This window comes from Nostoc sp. C110, from assembly GCF_043099725.1.
Classification (GTDB): domain Bacteria; phylum Cyanobacteriota; class Cyanobacteriia; order Cyanobacteriales; family Nostocaceae; genus Nostoc; species Nostoc muscorum_A.
The window spans coordinates 5,150,422-5,167,565 of the sequence record NZ_CP171148.1 but is presented as its reverse complement, the minus strand read 5'-3'; the positions used below and the strand labels follow the sequence as shown (position 1 = coordinate 5,167,565).

Sequence of the window (17,144 nt, the reverse complement as noted above, 5' to 3'; positions counted from 1 at the left end):
GTTATACCCTCACTAAAGCTTGTGGATGTTGCTTAAAACAAAGATAAATTTGTAGAATCTTAATATACCAAAGGTGTTGCGCCGCGCATCTGACGTAAAGAATTTATACAAGCAGGACAATCGCAGCCAAATAAGTCGATTGCCACATTGCTTTCTTCGTCATTGAACTCCAACATGGGAGCGTCTTCTTTAGAAAACTCTATTTCACGCTGGTAGTTAGGAATTTGAGCCAATACAGAAGCTCTTGCACATACTAAACCCACTTTATGTTTATTGCGGATACAAGATAAACGGTCTGTGGTTTGGGTTTCTGATTGTGGTTCTATAGCTTGTGCTTGATTCAGCATTACTCCCATAGAGAGAATGGAGCTAATTAGCACAGGAGAAGAAAGCAAACTCAGTAGGAATTTGTTCATTGATTTTCTTAGAAAACAATTGCGATCGCTCAGGTTATCCGATTAAATCTTACAGTGCAAGTAAAGTCTATCAGGAATATCACTAAGATATCAGCACTGGGGAAGTTCATCTGGATATAATCTGCGGTAAATAGTTGCCAGTGAAGCATCTGCTTTTTCCGATCTCCGTCTTCTGTTAATCAACGAAAAACTTTAGAGGATGTTTGAAAAGTTCTTAGTGATGTATCAAATCCTTTTAGATCCCCCTAAATCCCCCTTAAAAACGGGGACTTTGATTCCATTTCCCCCCTTTTTAAGGGCAGGGCTGTTTCATTCCATTTCAAACAGGATTTGTCAAGATGGTTAGCGAGAAAATTGTAAGTGAGGGTGACGAGAAGATGAACTTTTAAGCACTTGAACAACAGTAAAATTGTTCATTTTCTTGGCACGCTGGTAACAAAATAATCAATTTTAAATCGCTAGAACCCTTGATATTTAGCGCTCTTTAGGGAATGAAACAGCCCTGCTTTTTAAGGGGGGTTAGGGGGGATCAATAAGTGCAAAGATACAGCCAACTACTTTTCAAACAACCTCTTATATCTATATATTGAAAGGGCTTTTCTTAACTACAGCAATTCTAGTAAATTTAACAAGTTTCTCTGGTAGGGGCAATTCATGAATTTCCCCTACCTAAAAACCCGACAATTTGCCCTTCAAAACTTTTTGGTTTCGAAGGGCAAATGCCAGTTTAAATGCCTTAATCTATAGGTGCTTATCTCAATACTTTTGGGATAAACCCAACAATCTCTCTTTTGATCTGGGGAAAGGTTAAAGGGTAAAGGTAAATTCAAACATTTTCCCCCAAAAACCGAAAAGTATTGAGGCTTATCTGCTAGCTAAAAAAATCTTTGTGAGCAGCAACCAGCATTTGAGCCTGTCTTAAAACGTTTCCGAATAAATAAATAGGAATCTGCCAAGCTGCAACAGTAACTTCTTTAACTATATCTTGTACACTAATTGCTATTAATTCATGCTCTGGCGGCTCTCCTTCAACTGCACCAGACCAAGTAAAAGCTAATAAAAAATCTTCATCTCCAGGCAAGGATGCAATTAAGCATTCTTCTGGTGTTGGCTGGCAAATAATCCCATATTCGTTTGCAAGTTCTACAAGTCTTTGAAAGTTGTTTATGTTCGTCATTTGTCCTTTGGATGTAATGGAATTTCAGTTTTAGAAAAAATCATATTTTTATCTCCATAACTCAACTTAGTTGCTCTATAGCATAAATTAAAAATTACGAATTATTAAGGAGTTATTGGAGTTGGATCGGGCTTAAGTCCAAAATCTTACCGCGATCGCTTGGTTGCATCAGCAACAATTGCTACTGTTTTAAAAAAAATCTGAACTACCTACTTTTTCAGTTAACCTGATTTATATACACCTCCCTTCGTTACCATTTAAATATTGATGCCCTAACCTGACTCAGGCTGACGGAGTGCATTGAGCATTGCCATCGCTTTTGGGGGAACGGCTGTAAACCGAAGCAGAAAAAGATGCTTGTCAACATTAGACTGTTGGATCACCTTGGCATAGATATGTTCTTCTTCTGTAGCCATTTCTGCTTCAATCAATAGCTTGAGTTTGAGATTACTCAATATTTCTAAAGAATCTAACGATCGCAATTGCGCCCCTTTTTCCGAGAGGCTAATCAATGCTCCCAGAAATACTTTGCCCACTGCATATTTTCCCTGCAAAATGGTGTATTTTACAGGTACTTCTTGATTGAGAATGATTATTTCTTCATTATCTTGAGGCAAGAATAAATTATATTTACCGCCAATGCCACGAATTTCACAAATTGTCACAGGGTGTCTCATCCCTTTGGGTTCTATTTGTAGTTGTCCAGCAATTTGAAGGTCAATATTGGCATCTTTACAGGTATTTTCAGAAATTAAAATCTGTCCTCCCACTGTATAAGATTCAATTCGAGCAGCCAAATTAACATGACTGCCAATAACTGTATATTGAGCGCGTTTTTGAGAACCAACATTTCCCGCTACGGCCTCGCCTGTATTCATCCCAATTCCCATTTCGAGGATTGGGAAATTCATTTGCCGATTTTGTTCGTTTACTTGCTGCATTGCCAATTGCATAGCAATAGCACAAGCGATCGCTCTTTGGGAATCATCTATGCGGCTAATTGGCGCACCAAATATCACAAAAATGCCATCACCCATAAACTCATTAATCGTGCCTTTATACTGATTAATCACATCTGTCATTGTTCCCAAATAAAGATTCAAAATCTTTACTACTTCTTCAGGCGGTAATTGTTCGGAAATAGCCGAAAATCCTCTTAAATCAGACACAAGAACCGTAACTTTTCTCCGTTCTCCCCCTAGCTTTAACCCAGAAGGAGTTTCTAGGATATTGGAGACGATTTCATCAGTTAGATAGCGACCGAGGGTTTTTCGCATCTCGGTAGCGCTTTGAGCAATATACTGAGTAAGTGCGATCGCAGAACCAGTGAATGCCAGCAATGAAGGGACAACAGGAATCCACCAACCAGCCAAAAACGCAAGAAAACTACCACCAATTAAACCGCCACCTGCTAGCAGAACACTAACAGCCATAAGGGTTTTCTGGTTGCTACTGTGGCGTTGTAGCCAACACAAGCTAGCACCAATAATTGACCAAATTAAAATTGATAGCCATTCTAGTGGCTCAGGTAAACACTTAATCAATGGACGACCATCCATTGCCGCACTTAAAATTTGACTAATCAAATTAGCATGAATTGTTATACCCGCCATTCGTTCTGGATCGGTCAAGACATTACTGCTGTAGGGCGTATAGAATAGATCCTTCAAACTCTCAGCAGTAGCACCAATTAACACCACCTTGTCCCGCATTAAGTCTGGTGGAATGGGTTTATCTTGAACTTCGCCCAGAGAAACTTTAGTAAACTGCTGTATCCGTCCTCGGTAGTTCAACAGAACTTGGTAACTTCCCGCATCTGCTCGGACATAACCCCCATCATTAGCTTCAAAAATCGGGAAAACACCACGATTTAACTGCAAATAATTAGAGTTAGTTGCTGATGGCTTGGCGGTAATGCCTTCAGGTTTCAAGTACAACAATGCCAGCTTTAACCCAAAGCTTTCCAGAATCTGATCATTATTTAAATTTACGTATAATAGCGATCGCCGAATTTTGCCATCCCCATCTATGGGTAAATCATTTGACCCAATTTGATCGAGTCGCTTTAGTTCTGGAGACGAATCAACTGCCGAACTATCAACAGTATCAGAGACTTTTTGGACTCCAATCAAATTTGGAGTAGATTTAAACACCTTAAGTAAAGCTTCATGACCAGGATTGACGGGTAAATCACGATAAATATCTAAACCAATCGCTCTGGGTTGTTGCTGTTTGATTTTCTCTAACAAACTGGCAAGTTTTCCATCAGACATAGGCCACTGCCTCTGCTTACGGATATCTGCCTCATTAATTTCAACTATGACGATGCGGGTATCAGGCGATTCTTGTGGACGAAGGAGAAAAAATTGATCTAGTGCTGCCAATTCCAATAATTGCAGTAATCCAGTCAAACGTAGTGCAATCACCAGGGCTGTAATATTGGGGACAGCAAGTAAAACACCACGCCATTGCCAGATTTGCGATTTCAGCTTTGCCCACATAAGATTTAGTGCTGTTAGCGGTAGCGGGGCGTTCAGCCCGTGCTGAGTTAGGAGTTAGGAGTAGAGACGCGATTAATCGCGTCTGTTGAAGAGTTGGGAGTTGGGAATTCTGCTTTAGCCCCATGCCCAATGCCCAATGCCCCATGCCCTTCTTTCTTAGATGTGCAACAATCGATCAATGGTTCTGAAGCGATCGCACTCAAACCTACAGACTTGAAAAATTGTCTCCAATCTAGCTTCGCTTTAAAATTATTCGGCTCAGTCCGGCGTAGCTGCACCAAACTAGTCAGCGCTTCATGCCAAATCCCAGCTTCTGCATAAATGGTGGGTAACTTGTACACATTTGCCTTTGCTAACGCCTCCGACAACGATGAGCCTGGTTGAGTGCGTTCCACCCAACCTTCTACAGTCGGATTATCGCTGGAGTCTTGAGTATTACAAACAATTGTTAGATACCAGTGATAAGTTTTACCTACAGTAAGACCGGGGGAACTCTCAGGAAGTTTGAAGCTAATAATTCCAGGTTTAGGAGGAAGCTTAAAAGACGTTTCATAAAATACATTCTGGTCTTCAGCTAGCAGCACAAACTTAGCTGTTTTAACTTGAAATGGAGGTACATACCAGAAAAATGTTGGATATTGAGCAAATGTCAGCCCTAATTTATCTGGAGGCATTAAGGGAGTTATTAATTTTTTCCCTATTAGGCAAGAGCCGCCACGGGTAGAACCACCAGCACTTGCAGGAGGTTTGCCTCGCTGTGGTGGCTTAAATGCCTGACTAATTTGCCAAGTTTTGTTGGGATGGTACGACTGAGCGTGTACCTGTGCTGTTAAAGCAGAAAGCAAACCCAAAGGGAAGGAAAAGCTTAGAAAATATAGGAATGGTTTAATCCGTTTCATATTGATAATGTCTAAGTTCTAAATTATTCAAGTGAATAAATTAAGTATTCCCAAAAGCAAGATCAAATTTTTCACTCAACTACAAACTATTGGGCATTGGACATTGGGCATTGGGCATTGGTTATTCTTCCTCATCTCCCCCTGCTCCCCTACCTCTTCCCGCCCCTCCCCCTTTTGGTCACAATATGGGAATATATAAAGTTGTAGCTAACCGCCTACGTAGAGGTTTAACGTGGATACCATTGCAATTCCTGCTCTAAATCGGCCAGTGGATGCCACGGTAGAAATTCCCGGTTCTAAAAGTCTTACCAATCGGGCGTTGCTTGTGGCTGCTTTGGCACAAGGTGACTCCATTTTAGAAAATGCCTTATTTAGTGAAGACAGCGAGTATTTTGCCAAATGTTTAGAGGAATTGAGTATTCCCATAACTCTGAATCCTAATCTGGCCCAGATTCAGGTTGCAGGAAGGGGAGGCGATATCCCAGCGAAACAGGCAGATTTATTTGTGGGTTTATCAGGTACTACAGCACGGTTTATCTCGGCGCTGGTGGCATTAGGTAACGGTGAATATCGCCTAGATGGGGTTCCCAGGATGCGAGAACGGCCGATGGGCGACATGCTGACGGTGCTGCAAACGGGTGGAGCAACCGTTAACTTTGAGGGAAACTCTGGGTTTATGCCCTACACCGTCTATAGCCAAGGATTCGCTGGCGGAAATTTTCGTTTAAAAGCTAACCAAACAAGTCAGCAACTTTCGGCATTGCTGATGATTGCGCCTTATGCTCAACAGGATACGATTTTTGAGGTTGAGGGTACACTGGTTTCTCTGTCTTACATCAAAATGACCTGTCGCCTGATGGCAGATTTTGGCGTGGAGGTGAATCAAATCGGCGATAATCAATTTCAGATCAAAGCGGGTCAACGTTACCAAGCTCAACATTATACAGTAGAACCCGATGCGTCAAATGCTTCTTACTTTTTTGCCGCCGCCGCCGTCACGGGGGGAAGGGTGCGCGTCAAACATTTGACGAAACAATCTTGTCAGGGTGATATTCTGTGGCTGAATGTTTTAGAACAGATGGGTTGCCAAATTAAAGATTCGGATGATTACACCGAAGTGACGGGGCCGAAGCAATTGCAAGGCATCGACATTGACATGAATGATATCTCGGATTTGGTGCAAACATTAGCTGCGATCGCGCCCTTTGCCAGTTCACCGATTACCATTCGTAACGTGGAACATATTCGCTATAAGGAAACTGACCGAATTAAAGCTGTTGTCACAGAGTTGCGTCGACTAGGAGTTCAGGTTGAAGAATTTCCAGATAGACTAAAAATTGAGCCTGGCCCCATTACCCCAGCGGAGATTGAAACCTATCACGATCATCGAATGGCGATGGCTTTTGCTGTCACTGGCTTGAAGGTTCCAGGAATTGTAATTAAAGATCCTGGTTGTACAGCAAAAACTTTTCCAGATTACTTTACTCGATTCTTCAAAATGTTAGAAGAATAATTGAGTAGTATTCTATAGCGACTGTCTTCATTTCGTGTTTGATTTTAGTTGTGGGTTATGACTCATAATAAGTAGTTTGTAGTGGGGACTAATGTCCCCAAAGCTAGGATTTTAGTCCTGAATACGAACGAAGATTTTTATTTGAAAAGGTTTTTGCTGAATTCAATAATCTTTATAGGACTTAGGGACTTCCAACAAATCAGTTATCCAAAACGAACCACAGAGACGCAGAGAACACAGAGGAAGAAATAGAGAGTATTTTTGCGTCAGTTTTGGGATATTTTTTTATTTGGAAGTCCCTTACACAAAACTATATGATATAGACGCAAAGGGCTTCCCGCAGAGTAGGAGAAGCCTTATATATTGCAAACTTAAATTTGATCTTATTTTACCTCTAATTAAAGTCTGCTTAAACTCGCAATTTTAATATAAGGTGCATCCAATTATTTGGAGACTTATTTCTCTTTCTTAAAAAGGGAAGAATCATTAATTTCTATCACTATTCTAATCAGTGATATCAGTTTATTGTGAGGAAAATGGAAATGAAAATAGTTTCAAAATTAGCCATTGCTGCTGCTAGCCTAACTTTAGGTTTTGCTGTTGTAGATGCAAAATCTGTATCTGCTGCAATTATTAATTACGCTTTCACAGTTGATAGTCCTATAACTAAGGGTAATGGCTTTTTTAGCTTTGACGACTCAACTCTGAGTAATGACTATACTCCCGAAGCTACTATTAAGTCGCTCTCTTTTCAATTTGATGGTGATTCTACCATTTACACAGAACAAGATGATACGAATTATCCAGACTTTCCTATTGCATTTCAAACCACATCTTTAACAGGACAAACATCTTTTGCATTAGATTATCTGTTCAACGATAAATCTAATCCTGCTAGTTCTATCAGTTACGAAATCATTGGTGAAGATTTTACAATTTTCTCTAGAACTTCTCCAGATGCTGAACCCATATCAGGTAAAGTTTCCTATACACAAGTACCTGAACCTACACCTTTATTTGGCGCTCTCTTTGCTTGTAGCTTTGGCTTGATGATGAAGAGAAAAGTAACATTGATGAAAAAGGTTAAAATCTAACCTTCATTAAGTTGATATTAATGCTTTCTTTGCCAAAAATTAATCTCTTATTAGTAGGCTTTTCTGTAGCGACATAACATCTAACACATTGATAATAATGGGAAAAATGGGAATTAAAACCTGATTTTGGTAAGGGAATTAATTACTAAGTTTGCCTACGATTACCCTGCCTTCTTTGTGTTAGCTGTTGCTGCGCTTTAACTTACCTGTTACTCAGGAGTAGAGAATGGTAGATTACCGGAATTTTGAGCAGTTCTTGCATAGTCGAATGAAACGACGCAACTTAATTATCGGGGCAGGAGCATTGTCTGGTTTAGCGATCGCTAATCAATTTTCTCATCAAACAGCGATCGCTACAGGTAGATTTTCTAATTATCCTTTTACCTTGGGTGTAGCATCGGGCGAACCTTATCCTACCAGCGTAGTGATTTGGACTCGTCTCGCTCCTGAACCCTTAGAGGGAGGAGGAATGCAACCTGTGAATGTGCCAATTCGCTGGGAAGTAGCAACTGATCCTGATATGAGGCGCATTGTCTCTAGAGGTACGGTACTTGCAACTCCACAACTAGCTCACTCAGTGCGAGTTGTGGTAGAAGGACTGCAATCTGATACTTGGTATTGGTATCGATTTCTGGTTGGTCAAGATGCTAGCCCTATTGGCCGCACTCGGACAGCACCTTTAGCAAATAGCTATTTGAGTAAATTTAACTTTGGTCTAGTCTCCTGCCAAAACTATCAGCAGGGATTCTATACTGCCTACAAATATCTAGCACAGGACGACCTCGATTTAGTAGTGCATGTTGGTGATTACATCTATGAAGGGGGAATCTCAACTACTAGTCCCAGAAAGCACAATAGTACAGAAATTCTCACCTTAGAAGATTACCGCAACCGTCACGCCCTTTATAAAACTGATACCAATCTGCAAGCAGCCCATGCAGCATTTCCTTGGATTGTTACCTGGGATGACCACGAAGTAGAAAACAACTACGCCAACAATATTTCAGAAATTGATACTGAACCAGATCAGGATCGAGCAATTTTCCTGCAACGGCGGGCTGTTGCTTATCAGGCTTACTACGAACACATGCCACTGCGCCCCTTCTCGCGTCCCGTTGGCCCTGATATGCAACTTTACCGTCGGCTTTCCTTTGGTAATTTAGCCACCTTCCATGTTTTAGATACCCGCCAATATCGCACCGATCAGCCCTGTGGTGATGGTACTAAAGAACGTTGCCCAGAGAATTTAGATCCCAATGCAACCATTACCGGTAAAGCACAGGAGGATTGGTTATTCGATGGTTTAAATAGCTCACAGTCGAAGTGGAATGTTTTGGCACAGCAGGTTCCCATTGCTCAACGAGACATGAAACCAGGAGAAGGCGGAACTTACAGCATGGATAAATGGGATGGTTATGTAGCTTCGCGCGATCGCCTCATGGCTTTCCTCGGACAGCGCCAGCCCTCTAATCCAGTATCCTTAGCAGGCGATGTACATTCCCACTGGGCGATGAATCTCAAAGCTAACTTTGATAATCCACAATCCGCCACAGTTGGCAGTGAATTCGTCTGTTCTTCAATTAGCTCTGGTGGTGATGGCTCAGACAGCACCCCCGCAGTTGAAGCTTACTTACCCGATAACCCACACATTAAGTTTTTCAATAATCAACGGGGCTATGTTCGTTGTTCCCTGACTCCCACAAACTGGCAGACAGACTATTTGGTTATGTCAAATGTCACAACCCCATTTGGCACGCTTAGTAAGCGGGCTTCATTTGTGGTTGAAGATGGTCGTCCAGAAATACAACAAGTTTAATGGTTTAAAATTCCCAGGTATTGACACCAGATAATCACAGATGGATACAGATAAATTATCAGTGTTCATCTGTGTTTTCATTTTCACAATCCCTAATAGGGATTTAAGATAATTGCAATTTTAATATACTAACTTGGGTTAACCCTAAATGTCGTTTCAATCCCTAATAGGGATTTAAGATAATTGCAATTGCCTCCACCTGTAGTACCTCCACCGCCATACTTACGTTTCAATCCCTAATAGGGATTTAAGATAATTGCAATTGTAATGTGGGCGATATTTGGTATTACCTACCGTTTCAATCCCTAATAGGGATTTAAGATAATTGCAATTTTTGTTGATGGTCTTGTTCCCACTGGCTAATATATGTTTCAATCCCTAATAGGGATTTAAGATAATTGCAATTTGTAAGGTAGCCATCCCCGTAAACAGTCCCACCCCTGGAGTTTCAATCCCTAATAGGGATTTAAGATAATTGCAATATGAATCCTTCTAATAGGATTGTTAATTGCCGCTAGTGGGTTTCAATCCCTAATAGGGATTTAAGATAATTGCAATATGAATCCTTCTAATAGGATTCAATTATCGATAAGTTTCAATCCCTAATAGGGATTTAAGATAATTGCAATGCAATTCACAATACTTGTTTACCAACTTGGGTAGTAGTGTTTCAATCCCTAATAGGGATTTAAGATAATTGCAATGAGCAGAGATAGCTTCAAATTTCCAGTTAGCAAGTTTCAATCCCTAATAGGGATTTAAGATAATTGCAATCGCTGGCTTCTGAAAGCTTTGCCCTATTTGGTTTTCAAGGTTCGGTTGCGCGAATGCTGAAATGATAACACGATGAATTGTGATTTTGCTAGAGGCAAATGGCTGAAAACTAGTCTCCATAAGGTGCGCGGATGGTTGGAAATGCGTAGGCATAGCCCGCCGCAGGCATCGCTCCCAAGTTCTTGCATATAGCACAGTTCAGCCATTTTTCTAGTTATCCTTTCCCCAACACCTACCCATCCGCGCATTTAGCAAAAAAACTAATCTGATTGGAAAGCTGCTTACTTATAAATACCCTACTCGATTAGTTAGAGTGATGCCGGGGTGGGCTACATCTACAGAATACCAGCACCCTCATGATTAACTTTATTTGCCAACGTCTTCAAAGTCTGTTATCGCACAAGCAAACTCCCTAAAAGCTGTTTTAATCAAAACCTCTTTCGTTCCCCTTTCCAGCGAAGAATTACGTATCATGTCTGTTAATTCTATGAACAGTAGAGAAAACATAAAACGATCTTGCCGATCAACTTGTTTCAAGCAAGACGATATAAACTGATAAAGCTCTGTTTTTCTCGGTTTGGTTTGTTCTTCCCATATTTGTAACCCAAGCCGGAAGGTTCTTAAGCGGATCTCGTTGCTATTGAAAGACGCGTCTTTGTAGCGGACAGATACGCGTTGGGGTATTTCCATGAGTTTTAGCTATACATATTCAATGTAAAGTAGTTATTCACTTATATTTTGGCTTAACCGGAAAAATCTGGTATTTTGCACCAATCTCAACAGCTGCCATAGATTAGCAACGAATGATGTGTGTGGAATATAGATGGTTAGTAGGGGGTCGCAACTGTGCATTGATGTCAACTTCAAGTCAAAGCCAGTAAGCAGTTGCAGCCCATCCAGGTTAAACCTGGAAATGAGGTTTTAAAAGGGTTTTGGTTTCAGTAAACACTAATGACAGCCGTGTACCCCTACTACGATCAATTTAGAGGATGCCCCAGAAATGGAGTAACCCTTGACCAGAAAAAGCTTCAATCAAAATCGCAGATAAAAAACCAATCATTGCAAGACGACCGTTCCAATTTTCACTTTGAGGAGTGAAGCCAAAACGCACAGCATTAGGATCTTCTGAAACAATAGGCGCAGGATTCTTAAAACCTGTCATGAGTAAAACTCCAAAGTTCAAGTGTTGTAGCAGTTGTAACTGTCTGTAAAGTAATGTAACAGATGTTTAAAAAAATGCAACATTGGGTGAATAAAGAAAAGCTGAAGAAAAATCTGCTCCATGAAGAGACAGGGGGAAGGGAGCAGGGAGAAGAGGCAGAGGGGGGAGGGGTAGGCTGACAGGTGTAGGTATTTAACAAATGTGGCTGAAATAGGGTTTTTCCGTTGGTTGAGAACTCAAATTTTAATTTCTGATTTTCCACCCAAGAACGAAATTTCGTTATTTGAACCACGTTTAGAACTCTGTTTAAGAGTGCCCACTCATGCATAAATAAAAAACCTACACCTGTCAGCCTCCTCCTCCCTCATCTCTGGCAAAGTTAGCAACAATTCGACAACCAGCGCCCGGTTTACTGACAATTTCTAGCTGGGCATTTACTGTAGCCATTCGTTCTCGCATTCCCTGGAGTCCGTATCCGGCAACGGATTGATCGCATTCAAAGCCTTTGCCATTATCTTGGAGTATCAACGATAGCCCCCCCGCCGTTGTTTGAATTCTAATTTGAACAGCTGTGGCATTGGCGTGTTTATAAATATTGGTTAGCCCTTCCTGGATAATGCGATACACAACATGATTTACTGAATCGGAAAGCGGTTGTGACAAATCAATTTTGCAGTATGGTAAGACATCGGTGAGGTGATAGAATTCCTCTGCAAGGTTAGCGATCGCATTTTCGAGTAATTGTCCGTGGAGTGGATCGGAGCGAATTGCCGAAACTGATTCCCGTACCTCTTGCAAAGCTTCAGAACCCAATTTTTTCGCTGCTAATAAAAACGATCGCGCCCGATTAGGATCGGTTTCCCAAAGGGTTAATGCTGTTTCCATTTGCACATTTAGCGCTACGAGGGAATGTCCTAGAGAGTCGTGGATGTCACGCGCAATGCGATTGCGTTCTTCTAGCGCCACCATTTCCTCGATGCGTTGATTCAGCGCTTTTTGATGATCGAGCGATCGCCTTAGTTCTGCTTCTGTCTCCTGCAAGCGCCGATTTTGCTCCTGGAGTTGCATTTGTAAGCGGCAAAGTTTGAGTTGATGCTCCATTCGAGCAACCACCTCTTCAATCTGAAAAGGTTTGTTAATAAAATCAACGCCTCCAACCGAAAAGGCTTTCACTTTATCAAATACCTCATTCAACGCACTAATAAAAATGACAGGAATCTCTTGTGTTTGAGGATTAGATTTGAGTCGCTGACATACTTCATAGCCGTTCATTCCGGGCATGGTAATATCGAGCAGAATCAAATCTGGAGGTTGAGCTTGTATACCAATTAACGCCATAGAACCATTGGTAACACTCCTCACTTCGTATCCTTGCTCGGTAAGCATTGCTGATAAAAGGCGAAGATTATCTAGAGTGTCATCAACTATGAGAATGTCTCCCTTGGATGATTGGCTTAATTCCATACTTCTCAAAGGGCTAAGAGAGTCGTTAATTATCAAGCTAGTGGTAACGTAATGTAAATAAATTATGGATTATAAGTGATAATAAATTCCATTCATGTAACAAATCTATTGATGATACTTGTAATTTCCAAGGCACTGATAAATTTACATTTGTTTATATTATTGTTTTCTATCCGTTTACCTACTTAAGTTATTTTTATTAGTAGTAATTAAAAATAAACTATATACGTAAAAATTTTTCATTTTAATTATTTAAAATAATTTTTTCACCATTTTAAATCAAGTTATAACCTTATTATTAGCCGTTTTTTAACTTGATTTTTCAAGATTGAGTAGCTAGGCAGCGTACCAGAGTTAGAGGTTGTTTGAAAAGTATTTCGCTGTAACTTTAGGCACTTTATATCCCCCCTAACCCCCCTTAAAAAAGGGGGGAACCGGAATCAAAGTCCCCCTTTTGAAGGGGGATTTAGGGCAGGGCTGTTTCATTCGATCTCTTAGAGATTTTGTCAAGAGTAGGAGTTAGAAATTTGCTTGATTTGCTAATCGAAAAGCTACCACCTCAACGACTAAATTTCAGTGTGATCGCGATTTTCTTGCCCAATCAGATTTTTTAGTCACCTGACTTTTTTGCCTGAAACGCTTGTAAATCAGAGCCTTTTAGGGAATGAAACGGCCCTGGGATTTAGGGGGATCTAAAATTTTTGATACCGACAAGAGGACTTTTCAAACATCCTCTTAGCTCGGTACAAGCAAGCTATATGTAGCGTTTCTTAAAGGAGAAGGACTTAGAAGATTTTGAACTTTTTAAGAAAAAGATAAATTCAAACTCTCACATAATAAGGTAATGTATTAATTCTCAATATTACCCAAGAGGGTAATATCATCTGAGACAGTTCATCTTCTATAATTATGCCAAATATAATTCATCAAAATTAAGAGGCTTTTGTGTAAATATTATTACCCCAACATTGCTGTTTAATTTCAGGAATTCGGATATGCCTTCTTTCACCCTTCGATTTTCAAAGCTGACTAAAAATGTGCAGTTGCGCCACATTCTTGTAGTGCCGTTTGTACTGCAAATTTCTCTAGCCGTAGGGCTAACTGGGTGGCTATCAATACATAATGGGCAACGAGCAGTCAATGAAGTTGCAATCCAACTCCGAAATGAAATCACGGCTCGAATCCAGCAGTACCTAAAGGTATATGTTGAAACGCCTCATAAAATCAATCAACTAAATGCTAATGCCATTAAACTGGGTGAACTTAATATCCAAAAATTATTAACATTAGAACAACACCTTTGGTATCAACTGAAGACCTTTGACACAGTGACAGCAGTTTACGTTGGGTCAGAATATGGTGAACACGTTGCAGTTCAAAGGGCGGATGATGGTAAGTTTGAGGTGAAACTTTCAGGTAAGTCCACTGGAAATGAAATTCGGATTTATGCCGCAGATCAACCAGGACATTACACTCAACTTTTAAGATCCAAGCCTAATTACGATCCTCGGACTCGTCCGTGGTATCAATCGGCAGTTAAGTCTAAGACAGCTAGCTGGGGTGGAATTTATAAACTGTTTGCCACACCCAAATATGTGCTAAATGCCAGCTTGCCAATCTATGATGATGGCGGCAATCTGCTCGGCGTTACTGCTGTCGATTTTTCACTGACTGGGATTAGTCAATATCTGCGGAGTCTCAAAATCGGGCGAACGGGTGAAACTTTCATCCTAGAACGCCAAACAGGATTATTGGTTGGGAGTTCTGCCACTCAACAACCCTACGTAATTGCAAATCCGACAGCCCCAATCATAGATCAGAATCCGGTTCGAGTTCAGGCGATCGCCAGTAATGATATTTTGACGCGACGCACTGCTGAATATTTGCAGCAACACTTTGTAGACTTAACCCAGATTACCGAAAAACAACAACTAGATTTTGACATTGAGGGTCAACGGCAATTTTTACAAGTTGTACCGATGAAGCAGCAGGGATTGGACTGGCTAATCGTCGTAGTTGTCCCAGAACGGGATTTCATGGATCAAATCAATGCCAATACTCGTTCAACAATTTTGCTTTGTCTAGTTGCGTTTGCACTTGCAACTGGATTGGGCATTCTTACCGCTCACTGGATTACACAGCCAATTCTCCGACTGGGAAGTACAGCCAAAGCGATCGCCGCCGGAAACTTAGATCAAAAGGTTTCTGTGAACAGTACAACCGAGCTAAACTCTTTGGCGGAGTCTTTTAACCTTATGGCTCATCAGTTGCGTGAATCCTTTTTAGCCCTAGCACGAACCAACGAAGAATTAGAAAGCCGAGTCACGCAACGCACCAGAGAACTTGGAGAGAAAAATGCCCAACTTCAAAGGGAAATTCGCGTTAGCGAAGCTGCCCAAAGGGATCGCCGAAAAGTAGAAGCAGCACTAAAAACATCCGAAGCAGAACTCCGGTTAATGTTCGCTGCTATGACTGATATGGTAGTGGTTTTTGATGCAGAGGGACGTTACCAAAAGTATGTGCAAACAAAGTATGTGCTAACACAATCTTTTGCTTATAAGCCTGATATGGATCGCATTGGCAAAAAAGTTGATGAAGTTTTACCGAAAGAAATCGCCAATTTAATACTTGATGCCATTCAGCAAGCACTGCATCTAAAAGAAGAACCCCGAAACCCTGATGGAAGTCGCAAGAATGTTTTTGTTGAATACCACTTAGCGAACAAGAATCGAGAAACTTGGTTTTTAGCTAGTGTTTCGCCATTATCTGACAATACAGTGCTTTGGGTGGCTCGTGATATCACCAAGCAGAAAAAAACCGAAGCCGCGCTCAAGCAAGCCAAAGAAACCGCAGATGCTGCCAACCTCGCCAAAAGCCAGTTTCTCTCTAATATGAGCCACGAACTGCGGACTCCTCTTAACATCATCCTTGGCTTTACCCAACTGCTGCTGCGAAATCGATCGCTCAACTCACAGCAACAGGAATATCTTGACACGATCAACCGCAGTGGCGAAGACTTACTGACCTTAATCAATGATGTATTGGAAATGTCCAAAATTGAAGCAGGTCGAGTTATCCTCAGTGAAACAAATTTTGACCTGTACGGGCTTTTGGATCGTCTGCAACAGATGTTTGCATTGAAAGCCCAATCTAGAGGATTAAAACTCATTTTGGAGCGATCGCCAACCATCCCCCAATACATCTGCGCCGATGAGAGTAAATTACGCCAAGTTCTAGTTAATCTATTAGGAAACGCAATTAAATTTACGCGGATCGGTCAAGTAACCTTGCGGGTAGAAACTCCTAACCAAAACATCACACCAGATGAACCCATCACCCTGAACTTCAGCGTCGAAGATACAGGTTGCGGTATTGCTGATTCTGACTTTAATCGTCTATTTGAGCCATTTGTCCAAACAGAGGCGGGACAAAAAGCTCAGGAAGGGACTGGACTTGGATTACCCATCAGCCAGCGATTTGTGCGGCTCATGGGCGGAGATATAAGGGTGAATAGCACGCTCGGAAAAGGCTCAATTTTTACCTTTGATATCCGAACTCGTGCAGTAATTATGGATACCTTGCCAACGCCTGCACCAAGTCGGCAAGTTATCGGTTTAGAAAAGGGACAACCCAGCTATCGCATTCTGATTGTTGAGGATAAACTAGAAAATCGGCAGCTTCTAGTTGAGTTATTAACACCCGTTGGCTTTGAGGTACGGGAAGCGGTAAATGGTCAAGCTGCGATCGAACTTTGGCAAAATTGGTCGCCTCACCTCATTTGGATGGATCTACGGATGCCAATTATGAACGGATTTGAGGCAACCAAACATATTAAAGCAACAGGCGCTCAAACTCCAATTATCATTGCATTGACCGGAAGCGCATTTGAGGAAGACCGCTTAACAGCGCTGTCCGTAGGTTTTGATGACTTTGTGCGTAAGCCATTTCGGACAACCGTAATTTTTGAAAAGATGGCTGAATATTTGGGTGTTCGTTATGTTTATGCTGATGAACGAGAAAATCAGGAAAAAGCATCTTGGCCTTCTAACGCTTCATTCATCACACCTAAATTAACGGTTGCAGATTTAAGCGTCATGCCTAGCGACTGGATTGAGCAACTGCATCAGGCAGCGCTCCGAATAAATGCTAAAGAAATTCTTATGCTGATTGAACAAATTCCTGAGCAGCACGATCATCTGATCGTGGCACTAACCAATCTGGTAGACTGCTTCTGCTTTGAAGAAATTATTGCATTAGGGAGTACAAAAAAAATAAATAAACCAAAAACGTAGATGCACAAAGCGCGTTGGCTTCATCTTTATTAGAGG

Annotated in this window: 11 protein-coding genes and 1 CRISPR repeat array; of the genes, 4 read left to right on the top strand and 7 right to left on the bottom strand. The window is 41.2% G+C overall.

Annotated features, from left to right (window positions below):
* Positions 1 to 59 precede the first annotated feature (59 nt).
* From ACFFRD_RS27370 to ACFFRD_RS27355, 4 genes are all read right to left on the bottom strand, one after another.
* Positions 60 to 416: a hypothetical protein gene (locus ACFFRD_RS27370; RefSeq protein ID WP_114080690.1), complete on the bottom strand. Its 357-nt coding sequence runs from the start codon at positions 414 to 416 to the stop codon at positions 60 to 62.
* 871 nt (positions 417 to 1,287) lie between these two features.
* Positions 1,288 to 1,593 carry a hypothetical protein gene (locus ACFFRD_RS27365; RefSeq protein ID WP_114080691.1) on the bottom strand — a complete coding sequence of 102 codons (306 nt, stop codon included), beginning with the start codon at positions 1,591 to 1,593 and terminating at the stop codon, positions 1,288 to 1,290.
* 272 nt (positions 1,594 to 1,865) lie between these two features.
* On the bottom strand, positions 1,866 to 4,094 hold the full coding sequence (locus ACFFRD_RS27360) for a CHASE2 domain-containing protein (protein ID WP_392478703.1): 2,229 nt from the start codon (positions 4,092 to 4,094) through the stop codon (positions 1,866 to 1,868).
* A 47-nt stretch (positions 4,095 to 4,141) separates the two neighbouring features.
* The gene (locus ACFFRD_RS27355) at positions 4,142 to 4,993 is read right to left on the bottom strand and encodes a DUF928 domain-containing protein (RefSeq protein ID WP_392478701.1); all 852 of its coding nucleotides are present in this window, start codon (positions 4,991 to 4,993) and stop codon (positions 4,142 to 4,144) included.
* 232 nt (positions 4,994 to 5,225) lie between these two features.
* Here ACFFRD_RS27355 and aroA point away from each other — a divergent pair, with 232 nt between their 5' ends.
* The 3 genes from aroA (at position 5,226) to ACFFRD_RS27340 (ending at position 9,416) form a co-directional block, all read left to right on the top strand.
* Positions 5,226 to 6,506: a 3-phosphoshikimate 1-carboxyvinyltransferase gene (gene aroA, locus ACFFRD_RS27350; protein WP_392478699.1), complete on the top strand. Its 1,281-nt coding sequence runs from the start codon at positions 5,226 to 5,228 to the stop codon at positions 6,504 to 6,506.
* Positions 6,507 to 7,048: 542 nt separating this feature from the next.
* Positions 7,049 to 7,600 (top strand): PEP-CTERM sorting domain-containing protein, encoded by a 552-nt coding sequence (locus ACFFRD_RS27345; RefSeq protein WP_392478698.1) that lies wholly within the window; start codon positions 7,049 to 7,051, stop codon positions 7,598 to 7,600.
* 226 nt (positions 7,601 to 7,826) lie between these two features.
* A complete protein-coding gene (locus ACFFRD_RS27340) occupies positions 7,827 to 9,416 on the top strand; it encodes an alkaline phosphatase D family protein (RefSeq protein ID WP_392478696.1) in 1,590 nt (529 codons plus the stop codon).
* An 82-nt stretch (positions 9,417 to 9,498) separates the two neighbouring features.
* Positions 9,499 to 10,190: direct repeats of the CRISPR family, unit length 37 nt; unit sequence GTTTCAATCCCTAATAGGGATTTAAGATAATTGCAAT.
* 366 nt (positions 10,191 to 10,556) lie between these two features.
* Here ACFFRD_RS27340 and ACFFRD_RS27335 read toward each other — a convergent pair.
* The 3 genes from ACFFRD_RS27335 to ACFFRD_RS27325 form a co-directional block, all read right to left on the bottom strand.
* Positions 10,557 to 10,880 (bottom strand): hypothetical protein, encoded by a 324-nt coding sequence (locus tag ACFFRD_RS27335; RefSeq protein ID WP_114080697.1) that lies wholly within the window; start codon positions 10,878 to 10,880, stop codon positions 10,557 to 10,559.
* A gap of 292 nt (positions 10,881 to 11,172) precedes the next feature.
* Entirely contained in the window at positions 11,173 to 11,352 is a 180-nt protein-coding gene (locus ACFFRD_RS27330) for a chlorophyll a/b-binding protein (protein WP_012407782.1), read from the bottom strand.
* 348 nt (positions 11,353 to 11,700) lie between these two features.
* On the bottom strand, positions 11,701 to 12,816 hold the full coding sequence (locus ACFFRD_RS27325) for a response regulator (protein ID WP_392478694.1): 1,116 nt from the start codon (positions 12,814 to 12,816) through the stop codon (positions 11,701 to 11,703).
* A gap of 995 nt (positions 12,817 to 13,811) precedes the next feature.
* On the opposite strand from ACFFRD_RS27325, the gene ACFFRD_RS27320 reads away from it, so the two are divergent.
* Positions 13,812 to 17,108, top strand: coding sequence for an ATP-binding protein (locus tag ACFFRD_RS27320; protein ID WP_392478693.1), 3,297 nt, complete (start codon positions 13,812 to 13,814; stop codon positions 17,106 to 17,108).
* The last annotated feature ends 36 nt before the right edge of the window (positions 17,109 to 17,144 follow it).

Coding starts and splice junctions, on each gene's coding strand:
- ACFFRD_RS27365 (WP_114080691.1), bottom strand. CDS start 1,593: ATGACGAACATAAACAACTTTCAAAGACTTGTAGAACTTGCAAACGAA.
- ACFFRD_RS27360 (WP_392478703.1), bottom strand. CDS start 4,094: ATGTGGGCAAAGCTGAAATCGCAAATCTGGCAATGGCGTGGTGTTTTA.
- ACFFRD_RS27355 (WP_392478701.1), bottom strand. CDS start 4,993: ATGAAACGGATTAAACCATTCCTATATTTTCTAAGCTTTTCCTTCCCT.
- ACFFRD_RS27345 (WP_392478698.1), top strand. CDS start 7,049: ATGAAAATAGTTTCAAAATTAGCCATTGCTGCTGCTAGCCTAACTTTA.
- ACFFRD_RS27330 (WP_012407782.1), bottom strand. CDS start 11,352: ATGACAGGTTTTAAGAATCCTGCGCCTATTGTTTCAGAAGATCCTAAT.
- ACFFRD_RS27335 (WP_114080697.1), bottom strand. CDS start 10,880: ATGGAAATACCCCAACGCGTATCTGTCCGCTACAAAGACGCGTCTTTC.
- ACFFRD_RS27340 (WP_392478696.1), top strand. CDS start 7,827: ATGGTAGATTACCGGAATTTTGAGCAGTTCTTGCATAGTCGAATGAAA.
- ACFFRD_RS27325 (WP_392478694.1), bottom strand. CDS start 12,816: ATGGAATTAAGCCAATCATCCAAGGGAGACATTCTCATAGTTGATGAC.
- ACFFRD_RS27370 (WP_114080690.1), bottom strand. CDS start 416: ATGAACAAATTCCTACTGAGTTTGCTTTCTTCTCCTGTGCTAATTAGC.
- ACFFRD_RS27320 (WP_392478693.1), top strand. CDS start 13,812: ATGCCTTCTTTCACCCTTCGATTTTCAAAGCTGACTAAAAATGTGCAG.